Below are 13,924 nucleotides of genomic sequence, written 5' to 3'. Positions count from 1 at the left end.
CGGCGAGGACGCCGGCACGTCCGAGCCCAGGGCTGCGGACCGGGAGCCGGGCGTCAGAAGCGCCCGCCACGCTCCTGGAACTTCGTGGGCTTGCCGAGGGAGCCACCGCCGGCCGCCGTCCACTGCGCCACCCAGTCGATCATGTCCAGCAGGGGCACCCGCGGGTACCCGAAGGCCTGGTGGGCCTTGGTGCCGTCCAGGACGTACGCCGTCGGTTCCTCGACGCCGACGAACTTCGGCTCGGTCCCCAGGCGCTCGGCGAACCGGTGCGCGAGCCAGCGGACAGGGACGATCTCGGGCCCGGTCACGTTGAGCCGCGTCGGCGGGTTGTCCGCCAGGAGCAGGGACCGCAGCGCGTACTCGGCGGCATCGCCCTGCCAGATGACACTGGCGTGGCCCATGCTCAGGTCGATGGGGTCGCCGTTGTTGACCGCCGAGGCGATCTCCGCCAGCACGCCGTACCGGGTCTCGATGGCGTACCCCAACCGGAACAGCGTCAGCGGCGTGCCGTTCTTCAGCGCGAAGTGCTCGAAGACGCGCTCGCGGCCGACGCACGACGCCGCGTACTCGCCCCACGGGCCCACCGGGTCGTCCTCGCGCGAGCCGCCCTCGGCGACCGGCGCCATCGGGTAGACGAGCAGCGTCGAGAACGCCACGATGCGCGACTGCGAGTACCGCTGGGCGACCCGGCCGGGCAGGTAGGAGTTCATCATCCACGTGTAGTGCTCGCTGCCGGTGGTGCCGAACTTGTGCCCGACCATGTAGACGACGTTCGCCGCGTCCGGGAGCGCGGCGAGCGCGTCATCGTCGGTCACGTCCGCGACCACCGGCACCACACCCGCGCGCTCGAGCTCGTCGGCCAGGGACCGGTCGGAGAAGCGCGCGACGCCGTAGACCTTCTTGTCGACACCGGCGGCCTTGATCGCGTTCGCCGCGAGCGTGGCGACGGTTGGTCCCACCTTGCCGCCGACACCGAGGACCACGATGTCGCCCTCGATCCCGGCGATGTCCTGGACGAGGCGGTCGGTGGGACGGGTGAGCTCGTGGACGAGCTCGTCGACGGTCCTCATGCGCACTCCTTCGTGTCGCTCTGCCACTGTGCCGCGGCGGGGGCCTGCCGGGCCGGCTCCTGCGGTGACGTGCGTCGTCGCACGTCCCGGAACCGCAACCCGTGGTGCCCCAGCATTCTGACGGTGCCGGTGCCGCTGCAAGGACCAACGGCACCCATCGACGTGCAGAACTGCACAGTTGCCCGCGTCAGCGGTTCTCCGGCGGGCCACCCGCGGTGGGGCACGGTGGTCCGGTGCGGGGACGCGCGTGGACCGGGTACTGCCTGTTGGCCGGTGCACTGCTGGCGATCTCCGCCGTCGTCGGCGCGGACGTCGTCGGCCAGACAGCCACCGACCGTCGTCGTCGTCGTGTCCGTGGGAGCCGCCGCCGTCGGGACGGCCGCCCGCTCCCCCGCACCACCGCGGCGGCACCCCGCCCGGAGAGGCCGTCGGGTGACGACGGACGTCCTCGGGGTGCCGCCGCGCTCCGGGGCCGGGTTCAGGGGGTCGCCGGCTCGACGACGTCGACGGGCCCGAGGTCGTCGCGGTCGGCGGACCGCGCGATGGTGCGACCGGCGATCCGACCCGACGTGAGAGCCCAGGCGATGTGCAGACCGTGGTTGACGAGCTGCAGACCGCCCTGACCGGTCGAACCCGCGGCCCACAGGCCGAGGATGGGCTCCCCCGCGTCGTCGATCACGCGCATGCTCGTGTCGACCGCGAGGCCGCCGTCCGTCAGCGTGACGCACGCGTTGAGGGGACCCAGGGCGTAGAACGGGCCGGTCCGCAGGCCGCGCCCCGGCACCGGGCGGCCGAATCTGCGGTCGCTGCCCGCGTCCACATCGGCGTTCCACGCCTCGAGCGTCGACCGCAGCGCGAGCGGGGCCATGCCGACCGACGACGCGAGCCCCTCGGGCGTGTCGGCCCGGTGGTACAGGTCGGGCCGGTAGCGGCGGTAGTCGTCGACGTAGGCGTACGCGACCCCGGGAAACGTCGACACGGGGTGCGGCCAGGCGGCGAAGGTCCGGGCGACGGCGTCGTCGAACACCATGTAGGCGGTGTTGCGCGGGTCGGCGGCGACCGCGCGGGCCATGGTGACCTCGGACTCCTCCGACGCGATCCGCTCCCCGCGGTGGTCCACGAGGATCGCCCCCTCCCGGTACATCGCCGTGCTCGGTCCGACCCAGCTGGTCAGCGCCCCGCGGATCACGTGGGCGAGGAGGTCGGCCGGCAACCGCTCGACGGCGACGCGCAGCACCTTCGACAGCGCAGGCACCGACGGCACCGACTTGATGAGGTCGGGGCGGGAGGACGGCGGGAACCGCAGACCCTCCATGAGACGGTCCATCTGCACGAGCACGCCGCCCGCGGCAGCGCCCAGGGTCAGACCGTCGCCGGTGCTGCTGGGGTTGATAGCCGGCACGCGCGCGGCGTCGGGCGACGCGTACCTCGCCTTCAACTCGGAGGAAGCCGAGTAGTCGCCGGTCGCGAGCAGCACGCCGCGCCGAGCGAGGTAGGAGACGTCGCCGACGCGCGCCCCGACGACGTCACCGGCCGCGTTCCGCAGGAGCGCGTCGACCCGGGCACCGGTGACCATCCGCACGCCCCGGCGGCGGCACTCGCGCAGCAGGGCGGCGGCGTAGGCCGCGGAGTTGGGCAGCACGTTGTGCATGCGCGGCTTCTCGAACGGCGGCTCGGGCGTGGGCCCGAGGAACTGGACGCCGAGCGTCGAGACCCACTCGAAGGTGGGGCCGGCGTGCTGCGCGAGGAGGTGGCGCAGGGCCGCGTTCTCCCGCTCCTCGGCGGCGCCGTTAGCGCGCTTCATGTCCTCGACGAACAGCTCGATGCTGTCGTTGACGCCCGCGCGGTACTGGTAGGTCGTGCTCGGTGCGGTGAAGGACCCGACCGACATCGCCGTCGTGCCGCCCACGCGGGGGCACTTCTCGAGGACGACGACGGAGGCGCCGCTGGTCGCCGCCGAGATCGCCGCGCTCATGCCGGCACCCCCGCCGCCGACGACGACCACGTCCACGTCCGTCCTGATCATCTGCTTGCCACCTCGTCGTGGGTTTGCGTGCGAATCAGCAAGGGCGCCTCGCTGCGCCGCCGCGGTCCTGCAAGTTACCCGGACGCAGGCCGGATCGAGGGGTCGGACGCAGCCGGTCGCTTCTGCACATGTGCACACAGCCGGGCGGCGATGAGGCGGCCCGGCCATCCGGACCATGCGCCCGCCGCCGTACCGGCCGCCGCGCCGCTGGCTGCCGCGACGCGGCTCAGGTGCTGATCCGGTCCGCGTGGTGCGCCCCCTGGCGCCGCGGCGCGGACGGCGGCAACGATCACCGTCGCGGGCAGCATGCCAAGCACGCTCGCGCGTCCACTGCGTACAACGACGAAGGCCCGGACCTTACGGTCCGGGCCTTCGTCTTCTTGTAGCGGGGGCAGGATTTGAACCTGCGACCTCTGGGTTATGAGCCCAGCGAGCTACCGAGCTGCTCCACCCCGCGTCGGTAACTCCACTCTACGTCAGGTGCGCCGAGCGTCCAAATCGGTTCCCTGGTCAGGGGCCGTGACGGCCGTCACGGCGTCGGTGGGCCCGTCGGTGGGCGCACCCGGACCGACCACCGGCGCACGTCGGCGTGCACGCTGCGCGACCACCACCCCGAGCACGACGACCAGCCCGCCGACGGGCTCGTACCAGTGCAGCTGCTCCCCCAGCACGACGATCCCGAGCAGCACGCCGACCAACGGCGTCAGGTACGTGACGGTGGACGCCCGCTGCGGACCCCACGCGTCGATGATGCGCGCCATCCACACGTACGCCAGACCGGTCCCGAGCGCCCCGAGACCGACCATGGACAGCACGACGGGCCAGGTCAGGTGCACCGGTCCGGTCGCGACCACGGGCGAGGCGAGGGTCAGGAGCAGCGCACCGGCGCTCACCTGCCCAGCCGCCACGGTCTCCGGAGGCAGCCGCAGCGGCACGACGAACCGGCGCTGGTACGTCGTGCCCAGGCCGTAGCAGGCGGTCGCGCCCAGGCACGCGAGCACGGCGGGCAGCGGCGCGGCCGTCGCCACGTCCGCGAGGTACGCCCACGGGCCCACCACGACGACGACCCCCACGGCGCCCACGGCGAGCCCCACGCGCTGCACGGCCGTGAGCCGCTCGACGGGCAGCAGCACCGCGACGGCGGCCGCCGTCATGAGCGGCGTCGTCGCGTTGAAGATGCTCGACAGCCCGGACGCCAGGTGCTGGCCCGCCCACGCGAACAGCAGGTAGGGGACGACGCAGAGCAGCACGCCGAGCACCGTCAGGTGCCCCCACGTCCGCCGGTCGCGCGGCCACGGCCGTCGTGCCACGGCCATGACGACGACAAGCGTGAGCGCGCCCAGCAGGAGGCGCGACAGCGCGACCTGCGCGGGCGCGAGGCCGTCGAGCCCCACCTTCATGAAGAGGAAGCTCGAGCCCCACACGAGCGCTGCGCCGAGGTACTGGGCGAGGACGCGGTTGTCAGCGGTCACGCCCTGAGGGTCCCCCACGGCACCGACATCCCGACAGCCGCAACACCGCCATCGACCGGCGGATCTGCGTCACACCCCGACGGGCGCCGCCCGCTCCACGAGCCGCGGCACGGCGTCGAGCAGCTCGCGCATGTACGCCTCGCGCGGGTCGGCGAAGACGTCGTCCACGGGTCCCTGCTCGACGACCCGCCCGCGCTGCAGCACGGTCACGGTGTCCGCCACCTGCCGTACGAGGCCCAGGTCGTGCGTGACGAACAGGTAGCTCAGGCCCTGCTCCTCCTGCAGCGACAGCAGCAGGTCGACGATCTGCGCCTGCACCGTCACGTCGAGGGCGGACGTCGGCTCGTCGAGCACGAGCACCTGGGGCTCGAGCAGCAGCGTGCGCGCCAGCGCGACGCGCTGGCGCTGCCCGCCGGACAGCTCGCGGACGCCGCGCACCAGCACGTCGGACGGCAGCGCCACCTGGTCGAGGATCCGCGCGACCCGCTCACGCCGCTGCGCGGGCTCGCCGATGCGGTGCACGCGCAGCGGCTCCTCGAGCACGCGCCGCACGCTGTACCGGGGGTCCAGCGCCGACAGCGGGTTCTGGTAGACCATCTGCAGCCGGCGCGCGAACGGGTTGGCGTACGGCGGTTCGGCCGGCAGCCGGCGCCCGGCCACCGCGACCTCGCCCGCGTCGAAGGCCGTCAGCCCCGCGACGACGCGCCCCAGCGTCGTCTTGCCGGACCCCGACTCCCCCACCAGCGCGTGCACCGACCCGCGCGACAGCCTCAGGGACACGTCGTCGAGCGCCTGCACCGCCGCACCGCCGCGCCCGCGCGCCGCGAACACCTTGGACACGCCCGCCACCTCCACGACCGGCTCGCCCACGGCGGCGGCCCGCACCGTCACCCGGTCCCGGTACCGGTCGGGCGCGGACGACGGTGCGTCGCCCAGCAGCGTGACCGTGTACGGGTCGCGCGGTGCGACCAGCACCTGACGCACCGGTCCGTGCTCCCGCACGACGCCGTCGCGCAGCACCACGACCTCGTCGGACCGCTCCTGCGCGAGCGCGAGGTCGTGCGTGATGAACAGGACGCCCAGGCCGAGCTCGGCGCGCAGCCCGTCGACGAGGTCGAGGATCCGCTTCTGCACCGTGACGTCGAGGGCCGACGTGGGCTCGTCGGCCACCAGCAACGCGGGGCCTGCGGCGATCGCGATCGCGATGAGCACGCGCTGCAGCTGCCCGCCCGACAGCTCGTGCGGGTAGGCCCGGGCCTTGTGCGCGGCATCCGGGATGCCGACGTGGTCGAGCAGCTCGACCACCCGCTCGGCCACCCGGTCCCGCGGGAAGCCGGTGGGCGCGAGCGCGGCGGCGAGCTGCGTGCCGACGCGCTGCAGCGGGTCGAGCGAGCTCAGCGGGTCCTGCGGCACGAAGCCCAGAGCGCTGCCCCGCAGCGGCCGCCACTGCCGCCGCGTGAACGACGACACCGGGTGACCCGCGACGTGGACGGAACCCGCGGTCACGGCGCCGTTGCCGGGCAGCAGCCCCGCCACCGCGCGCGCGACCGTGCTCTTGCCCGACCCCGACTGGCCGACCAGCGCGACGGTCTGCCCGGCCTCGACCGTGAAGGACACGCCGTGCACGACGTCGGCGGGGCGCGTGCCGCGGCGGCGGCGGTACCCGACGCCCAGGTCCTGCACGACGAGCGGCGCGGCGGGCGCCGTGGCGGGGACGGCCGGGTGGGTTGCGGTGGCGGTCATGCCGCGCTCCCTTCCTTGATGGTGCGGGACAGCCGGCTGATCGCGAGCACGGACGCGGCGATGACGGCACCGGGCACGATGGTCAGCCAGGGCGAGGACACGACGTACTCGCGCCCCTCGGCGACCAGCAGGCCCCACTCGGGCAGGGGCGGCGGCGCACCGTAGCCGAGGAAGCTCAGCGACGAGATCCAGATGATCGACAGCCCGAACTGCAGCGCCGTCAGCGAGAGCACCGCGGTCCAGGAGTTGGGCAGGATGTGCCGCAGCAGCACGTGCGCGCGGCTCCCGCCCAGGTGGTGGCTCGCCTCGACGAACGGCAGGTCCTTGACGGTGAGCACCTCCGAGCGCATGAGGCGCGTGAACGCCGCGATCGACGCGATCCCGACGGCCACGGCCGCGTTGAGCGCCCCGAACCCGAGCGCCACGACGACGACCATCGACAGCAGCAGGCCGGGGATGGACAGCAGGACGTCGACGAGCCGCGAGATCACCGCGTCGACCACCCCGCCGAGGTACCCGGCGACCAGCCCCAGCAGCGTCCCGACGCCCAGCCCGATGACGACCGCCACGGCGGACCCGAGCAGCGTCCGCACCGTGCCGTGCACGATCCGGGAGAACAGGTCGCGGCCCAGGTAGTCGGTGCCGAACCAGTGGGCGGCGGACGGTGCCTGCAGGACGAGCGTCCCGTCGCCGTGCAGCGGGTCGTGCGACGTCAGCAGGCCCGGTGCGACGACCGCGAGGACGAGGAACGCCACGACGGCGAGCGCGACGTGGTCGAGGGGGCCCAGGCGCGCGACGAGCGCGCGGAACGACCCGGCCTCGGGCGGCGCGGACCACCGCTCGGCCGGCCGCCGCGCCGCGGCGGGCGACGGGCCGGGGGACGTGGTCAGGGTGCTCATGCGACGGCCGCCTTCGGTGTGCGGCGCCGACCGGTCGCGGTGCGGCGCACGATGCGCGGGTCGAGCCGGGGGTACAGCAGGTCGGTGACGAGGTTGACCAGGACGTAGAGGGTCGAGACGAGCAGCACGACCGCGAGGATCACGGGCGTGTCCTGGTCGCGCACGCTCTCGAACGTCACGAAGCCCAGGCCCGTGCGGGAGAAGACCGTCTCGACGACGACGGCACCGGCGAACAGCTCCCCCACGATCAGACCCAGCATCGTCACCGCCGGCACCGCGCCGTTGCGCAGCACGTGCCCGAGCGCGATGCGCCGCTCGCCGACGCCCTTGGCGCGCAGCACGTCGACGAACGGCTCGCGCCGCGCCTTCGTCAGCCCCTGGACGAGCACCTGGCTCAGGGGGCCGTTGACGGCGATCGCGAGCGTCACCGCGGGCAGGACGTAGGACGCCAGCCCCTGGTCGCGGATCGAGGAGACCCAGCCGAGCTGGAACGAGAACACCGTCAGCAGCAGGAACCCGACGAGGAAGCTGGGCGCCGAGATCGACAGCACCGGCACCGACGCGGCCAGGCTGCGCAGCGACCCCCACGGCGCGAACACCGCGGTCAGGGCGATGGCCAGCGACAGCCCCACCGTGAGGACGAAGGCGAGCGCCGCCAGCACGACGGTGTCGGACAGCCCCTGCGCCAGCAGGTCCACCACGGGCTTGCCGCTGACCAGCGAGAACCCGAGGTCGCCGCGCACCAGGCGGCCCAGGCCGACCGCGAACTGCGCGAACGGCGACAGGTCGAGCTGGTAGTACCGCAGCAGGGCCTCGGCGGCCGACGGCGGCAGCGGGTTCTGGGGGCTGGTCAGCTTGTTCTCGACCGGGTCGCCCGGCAGGACGAACAGCGTGAAGAACACGATCGTGTAGACCAGCGCGATGACGAGCAGCGCCTGGCCGACGCGTCGCACGACGTAGGCGCGTTCGGACGCGGTGCGATCTGACGACGCGGTGCGCTCTGGCATGGGGTGCTCCGGGGGTCGGGGTGGGGGGGGGGGGGGGGGGGGGGGGGCGGCCCGCCGCCCCGTGGGTCACTGCGTGAGCGAGGTGGTGGAGAACTCCGGCAGCGCGCCGTCCGTGAGCCGGAAGCCCTCGACGCGCTCCGCCGTGACGAAGACCTGGCTGTCGTCGAGGACCGGGACCACGTAGCCCTGCTCGACGAGGTGCTGCTGGGTCTGCGCGAGCAGGTCCTGGCGCGTCGCGTCGTCGACGGCCGCGGTCTGGGCGTCGAGCAGCTCCTGCAGGCGGGCGTCGGACCCCTGCAGGCCCAGCAGGTCCTGGCCGTCCTTGCTGTAGTACTGCTGCAGGCCGCGCGAGGGGTCCGGGTGCGGCCAGCCGACGCGCAGGAAGCCGACCTCGGGGTCCTTGAAGGCGGTGGCCCAGTAGGTGGAGTAGTCGAGCTCGTTGAGCTGCAGGTCGATGCCGGCCTCCTTGAGCTGCTGCTGGATCGCCTGGAACAGGCTCTTGGCCGTGTTGTCGTAGACGTCGATGTACGTCTTGACCGTCAGGCGCTGCCCGCCCTTGGTGCGGTAGCCGTCGGCGTCGCGCTGCGTGAACCCGGCCTCGTCGAGCAGCGCCGCGGCCGCGTCGGGCTCGAACGCGAACTCGTCGGACACGTCCTGGTAGCCGAACGTGCCGGGCGCCAGCACGGACGTCGCCGGGCTCCAGCTGTCGGTGTAGAGCGTGTCGACGATCGTGTCGCGGTCGATCAGCCGCTGGAGCGCGTGCCGGACGCGGACGTCGTCCAGGAACGGCGCCGAGCTGCGCAGGAACCACTGGTTCGACAGACCCACGCCGGTGCCGGCGACGACGTGGAAGCCCGCGTCGACCAGACCCTTCTCCTCGCTGGGCTGGACGTACCGGATGACGTCGCCCTCGCCGGCGCGCAGCGTGCCCAGCCGCACGCTGTCCTCGAGGACCGGGATCACGACGACCTTCGCGAGGTGCGCCTCGCCCTGGTTCGGCGAGCTCGGCGGCGCCCACGCGTAGCCCTCGCGGCGCACCAGCACGATCTCCTTGCCGTACTCCTCGGACTCCACGACGAACGGGCCGGACCCGATCAGGTGGACGAACCGCTGCTGCTCCTCCTTGGGCGCGTCGATCGTCGCGTCGGCGACCAGCCCGGCCGACCAGCTCGTCAGGACGTTGAGGAACGGCGCGTACGGCGAGGTCAGCGTCACGACGACGGTGCGCGTCGCGTCGTCCGCCCGGGCCGTCAGCCCGGACGGGAACTGCGCGTTGGGCGTCGTGCCCTTCTCCGCGTCGCCCGCGGACTGCCACTCGAGGTTGCGCGCCACGCTCGTCGCGTCCAGGGCGCTGCCGTCGCTGTACGTCACGCCGTCGCGGATGACGAACGTGTACGTCAGACCGTCGGGTGCGACCTCCCAGGACTCGGCCACCCACGGCTCGAGCTCACCGGTCTCCGCGTTGCGGTAGACCAACCGGTCGGTGACGTTCTGCTGCAGCGCACGCGTCTGCCAGGTGCCGGACTCCTGCACCTGGGCGGACGTGGGGATCTCGGCGTCGAGGTACGTCAGCGTGCCGCCGTCCTGCGGCGCGCCACTGCCGGTCGCCGCGGTCGCGCAGCCGGACAGCGCCAGGGCGAGCGCGGTCACGGCGGCGGCGAGGTGTCGTCTGTTCACGGGGGTCTCCAGGAGGATCGGGGTCCGCGGGCGCGGAGGGGACGAGGGAGCGGCGGGGCGCGGGTCAGGGCGCCGCGTGGCGGCGCGCCCACGGGAACGGGTCGGTGCCATTGAGGTACCAGTCGCCGACGAGCGCGGCCTTGTACGGCAGCGGGTTGTGGGACGTCAGGGTGCGGGCGTTGCGCCAGTGCCGGTCGAACTGCGTGCCGCGCTCGACCGCGGACGACCCGAGCGCGTCGAACAGCTCGGTCCCCGCACGCAGCGCGGCGTCGGCGGCGACGAGCTGCGCCTCCCACGTCGCGACCGCGGCGTCGCGCAGCGGCTCGGGCGTGACGGGCACGCGGCCCGCCTCGTCCGTGCGGACGTCCGCGGCCGCGGGGTCGGCGGCGAGCCGCTCGAGCCCCGCGTCGATCGCGTCGGCGGCGGCCAGCACGACCGCGCGCGCGGCCGCGGCGTGCGCGGCGACCCGCCCGACCACGCCCTGCACGATCGCGTCCTCGCGCGGCGCCGCCGCCAGCCCCTGCGGGTAGTTGCGCACGCGCCGCCGGACCGCCGCCGTCGCGTCGTCGCGGGCCGCTGCCGCGACGCCGGCGAGCGAGGTCAGCAGGACGAGCTGGAAGACGATCTCCTGGTGCGGCGACCGGCCGCCGTCGGCGTACAGCCCGTCGGGCGCGACCGGCACGGCGTCGAGCAGCGTCGTGCCGCTGCCCGTCAGGCGCTGGCCGATGCCGTCCCAGTCGTCGTGCAGCGCGACGCGGGGGTCGTGGGCGTCGACGACCACGAGCACGTCGCGGTCCGCGGTGTCCTTGCCGGTCACCGTGATCCAGTCGGCGTAGATGCTGCCCGTCGAGTAGTACTTCGTGCCCGTCACCGTCGCGGGGTCGGCGGTGTCGTCGACGCGCGTGGCCACCGCCTCCTCCCCCGGCGCCGGCGCCTTCTGGGACCACGCACCCCCGACGACGTCACCCGCGGCGACGCGCGCGAGCCAGCGCTCGGCTCCCGGGGCGTCGCGGTGCCAGAGGCGGTCCTCGACGAACGCGACGTGGTTGCGCCACAGCTGCGGCTGGTTCGCGTCCGCCCGGCCGAGGTCGACGAGCAGCTCCGCGAGCTCGCGGACCGTCAGCCCGGCACCGCCGTCGGCGACGGGCAGGCGCACGGCGCCGAAGCCGGCAGCGGCGAGCAGCCGGACCTCCTCGGCGGGCAGCTCCCGCGTGCGCTCGCGCTCCCGCGCGCGCTCGGCGACGGTCGCCAGGACCGGCGCGAGGTGCGCCCGCACGGCCGCCAGGCCCGCGGGCAGCCCGGTGCCGGGCAGCCGGACGTCGGTCGTGGTGGCGGTCATCGCGTGCTCCCGAGGACGAGGTCGGTCGCGGGCCGGGTACCACCCAGGCCGCGTCCGCCGCGGTACGCCGCGGCGGGGTGGGTGTCCGGCAGCCGGTCGTGCGTGCCGGTCAGGCGGCGCCGGAGGGTCTCCCCCGGCACGTAGGACTCGCGCAGCCGTCCACGGCGGCGCAGCTCGGGGACGACGAGCTCGACGAAGTCCCGGGCGGTGTCGAACGAGTGGTACTGCCGCAGGTTGATGCCGTCGATGCCGACCTCGTCGAGCCAGCGCTCGATCTCGTCGGCCACGGCCGTGGGCGTGCCGGCGGCGAAGAAGTCGCGCTCCATCTGCTCGGAGGCGAAGCGCGCGAAGTCGCCGACGGTGCTCTCGAGGGCCGTGGGCGGCACGGCGTCGTGCGGGACGCCCTCGCGCTCGAGCGCCTCGCGCACGGTGAGGTCCTGCGGGTGGGCGGTCGGGTCGAACCGCAGGCCGGCGTGCACGAACCGGCCGACGACGCTGCGGTGCTCGCGGTACTGCGCGAGCCGGCGCTCGACGTCGGCGTCCGTGCGGCCCACGATCACCGCGGCCTGCACGATGACCTTGAGGTCCGTGGCGGCGCGCCCGGCCGCGACGGCCGCGTCCCGGAACTGCGCGAGCAACCCGGCGAACGCGCCGGCCCGTGCGCCGGTGAACACGACCTCCGCGTGCCGCGCCGCCTGCGCGATGCCCGCGGGCGACGCCGTGGCCTGGAACAGCACGGGCGTGCGCTGCGGTGACGGCTCCGACAGGTGCGGTCCCGCGACGCGGAAGTGCTCACCGACGTGGTCGATGTACCGGACCTTGTCCGGGTCCGTGTAGACGCCGCGGGCGACGTCCCGGACGACCGCGTCGTCGTCCCACGAGCCCTCCCACAGCTTGTAGAGGACGTCGAGGTACTCCTCGGCGATCGCGTAGCGCGTGTCGTGCTCGATCTCCTCCGCGAGGCCGAAGTTGCGGGCCGCGTTGGGCAGGTACGACGTGACGACGTTCCAGCCGATGCGTCCGGCCGTGAGGTGGTCGAGCGTGCTCATGCGCCGCGCGAACGCGAACGGCGGCTCGTAGCTCGTGGACGCCGTGACACCGAAGCCCAGGTGGTCGGTCACCGCCGCCATCGCGGGCACGACGAGCATCGGGTCGTTGTTGGGGATCTGCAGCCCCTCGCGCAGGGCGTCGTCCGGCCCGCCGCGGAACACGTCGTAGGCCCCGAGGACGTCCGCGAGGAAGACCGCGTCGAAGCCGCCGTCCTCGAGGATGCGGGCGAGCTCCGTCCAGTAGCGGATGTCCGTGTAGCGGTGGCGGTTGTTGTCCGGCAGGCGCCACAGCCCGTGGGTGATGTGGCTGACGCAGCTCATCTCGAAGAGGTTGAGGATCAGGCGCTTGGGTGCGGCGGGCGGCGTGATGGTGTGCTCCTGGGGGACGTGGGGCGCCGGGGCGCCGCGGGAGGGACGGACGGGCGCGCGTCACCGTGCCGCGCACGGGGCGCGGTCGCGGGACGGCGGGGCGAGGACGACGGGCGAGGACGACGGGGCGTGCGACGCCCACGCGGGGACGCGGCGACCGGCCGGCGTCAGGCGGTCGTGCGGCGCAGCCGCGCCGGACACGGACACGACCGGGCACCGCGGACGCGCGCCGGACAGGCGTGCGCGGCCGCCGGGCGGCGGCTCGGGGTGCGCGCCGGCCCGTGGGGGCGACGGCCGTGGGTCGTGGTCACGCGGCCGACGCTAGGCAGCGGGCCGCGACGAGGTCCAACAACGATCCGTGATGGGGACCCATCACCGCGATGATCGTCGGCATCCCGCCGCCGGCACCGTCCAGAAAATGAGACTGATCTGGTCGCCATTTAGACACGCGGCTAGGTTGCGGGACGTGGCGGACACCCTGGACCTCGTGCAGCTGCGCAGCGTCGTGGCCATCGCCGCCTGCGGTGGCGTCGGGCGTGCCGCGACGGCGCTGCACCTGAGCCAGCCCGCGGTGAGCCAGCACGTCCGCCTCCTCGAGCGGCGGCTGCAGCGCACCCTGCTCGTGCGCGACGGCCGCGGCGTCCGGCTCACCCCGGCCGGCGAGCAGGTCGTGGACGAGGCGCGCCGCATCCTCGCGGTGCACGACGACGCCCTCACGCGGCTCTCCGCCGCGACGCACCCGCCGCTCGTCGTCGGCTGCGCCGAGGCCGCCGCCGAGCACGTCCTGCCCGCCGTCCTGGCGTCGCTGCGGGCGGCCTGGTCCGACCGGCGCGTGCGCTTCACCGTCGACCGGTCGGCACCGCTGGCCGCCGACGTCGCGCGGGGGGCCGTCGACCTCGCGGTCGTCCTCGGCGCGTCCGGCGACGCCCCCGGCCGCCTCGTCGGCCGGCTCCCGCTGCGCTGGTACGCGCGCGACCAGGACGCCGCACCCGTCGGCACGGTCCCCGTCGTCGCGTACGCCGAGCCGTGCAGCCTGCGCGACCGCGCCCTGGCCGAGCTCGCCGACGCGGGCCGCCGCGCCGAGGTCGTCGCCGAGTCGACGAGCCTCGAGGGCGTCGTGGCCGCGGCACGCGCCGGCCTCGGCGTCGCCGCCCTGCCCGGCGCCGGCGCGCCCCCCGCCGGGCCCGTCGAGCGCACCGACCTGCCGCCGCTCGGCGTCGTCGGCGTCCACCTGGCGACGCGTCGCGGCCGCCGCCACCGCGGCGCCGCCCCC

The 13,924-nt window shown here is 74.5% G+C and carries 10 protein-coding genes and 1 tRNA gene; 1 reads left to right on the top strand and 10 read right to left on the bottom strand.

What is annotated here, in order from left to right; genetic code table 11:
- Positions 1–53: 53 nt before the first annotated feature.
- The 10 genes from H9657_RS15130 to H9657_RS15085 form a co-directional block, all read right to left on the bottom strand.
- Positions 54–1,070, bottom strand: a complete 1,017-nt coding sequence (locus H9657_RS15130; protein ID WP_191784257.1) for an NAD-dependent epimerase/dehydratase family protein — start codon at positions 1,068–1,070, stop codon at positions 54–56.
- 478 nt (positions 1,071–1,548) lie between these two features.
- Positions 1,549–3,096, bottom strand: a complete 1,548-nt coding sequence (locus H9657_RS15125; protein WP_191784256.1) for an FAD-dependent oxidoreductase — start codon at positions 3,094–3,096, stop codon at positions 1,549–1,551.
- Between the two features lie 383 nt (positions 3,097–3,479).
- Positions 3,480–3,553 (bottom strand) — tRNA-Met (locus H9657_RS15120).
- Between the two features lie 19 nt (positions 3,554–3,572).
- Complete coding sequence (locus H9657_RS19730) at positions 3,573–4,568, bottom strand: DMT family transporter (protein WP_191784255.1); 996 nt, start codon at positions 4,566–4,568, stop codon at positions 3,573–3,575.
- A 69-nt stretch (positions 4,569–4,637) separates the two neighbouring features.
- Positions 4,638–6,311, bottom strand: coding sequence for a dipeptide ABC transporter ATP-binding protein (locus H9657_RS15110; RefSeq protein ID WP_191784254.1), 1,674 nt, complete (start codon positions 6,309–6,311; stop codon positions 4,638–4,640).
- The gene (locus tag H9657_RS15105) at positions 6,308–7,210 is read right to left on the bottom strand and encodes an ABC transporter permease (RefSeq protein ID WP_191784253.1); all 903 of its coding nucleotides are present in this window, start codon (positions 7,208–7,210) and stop codon (positions 6,308–6,310) included. Before H9657_RS15105 ends, H9657_RS15110 begins: the two co-directional genes overlap by 4 nt.
- Complete coding sequence (locus tag H9657_RS15100) at positions 7,207–8,217, bottom strand: ABC transporter permease (protein ID WP_191784252.1); 1,011 nt, start codon at positions 8,215–8,217, stop codon at positions 7,207–7,209. The genes H9657_RS15105 and H9657_RS15100 overlap by 4 nt, the downstream gene beginning before the upstream one ends.
- A gap of 66 nt (positions 8,218–8,283) precedes the next feature.
- Positions 8,284–9,894, bottom strand: a complete 1,611-nt coding sequence (locus H9657_RS15095) for an ABC transporter substrate-binding protein (RefSeq protein ID WP_191784251.1) — start codon at positions 9,892–9,894, stop codon at positions 8,284–8,286.
- Positions 9,895–9,958: 64 nt separating this feature from the next.
- A complete protein-coding gene (locus H9657_RS15090; RefSeq protein WP_191784250.1) occupies positions 9,959–11,233 on the bottom strand; it encodes an acyl-CoA dehydrogenase family protein in 1,275 nt (424 codons plus the stop codon).
- Positions 11,230–12,621 carry an NtaA/DmoA family FMN-dependent monooxygenase gene (locus tag H9657_RS15085; RefSeq protein ID WP_318241543.1) on the bottom strand — a complete coding sequence of 464 codons (1,392 nt, stop codon included), beginning with the start codon at positions 12,619–12,621 and terminating at the stop codon, positions 11,230–11,232. The genes H9657_RS15090 and H9657_RS15085 overlap by 4 nt, the downstream gene beginning before the upstream one ends.
- Before the next feature lie 496 nt (positions 12,622–13,117).
- Here H9657_RS15085 and H9657_RS15080 point away from each other — a divergent pair.
- Positions 13,118–13,924, top strand: an 807-nt coding sequence (locus H9657_RS15080) for a LysR family transcriptional regulator (RefSeq protein WP_191784248.1), incomplete at its 3' end; no start/stop codon positions are given.

The organism is Cellulomonas avistercoris (assembly GCF_014836445.1).
Lineage (GTDB): Bacteria > Actinomycetota > Actinomycetes > Actinomycetales > Cellulomonadaceae > Cellulomonas > Cellulomonas avistercoris.
The sequence above is the reverse complement of the archived record's forward strand: the minus strand, read 5'-3'. Positions and strand labels throughout refer to the sequence as shown.

Excerpts from the sequence above, each read along its gene's own strand:
- H9657_RS15100 (WP_191784252.1), bottom strand. The coding sequence starts at position 8,217 with ATGCCAGAGCGCACCGCGTCGTCAGATCGCACCGCGTCCGAACGCGCC.
- H9657_RS15125 (WP_191784256.1), bottom strand. The coding sequence starts at position 3,096 with ATGATCAGGACGGACGTGGACGTGGTCGTCGTCGGCGGCGGGGGTGCC.
- H9657_RS15090 (WP_191784250.1), bottom strand. The coding sequence starts at position 11,233 with ATGACCGCCACCACGACCGACGTCCGGCTGCCCGGCACCGGGCTGCCC.
- H9657_RS15110 (WP_191784254.1), bottom strand. The coding sequence starts at position 6,311 with ATGACCGCCACCGCAACCCACCCGGCCGTCCCCGCCACGGCGCCCGCC.
- H9657_RS15105 (WP_191784253.1), bottom strand. The coding sequence starts at position 7,210 with ATGAGCACCCTGACCACGTCCCCCGGCCCGTCGCCCGCCGCGGCGCGG.
- H9657_RS15130 (WP_191784257.1), bottom strand. The coding sequence starts at position 1,070 with ATGAGGACCGTCGACGAGCTCGTCCACGAGCTCACCCGTCCCACCGAC.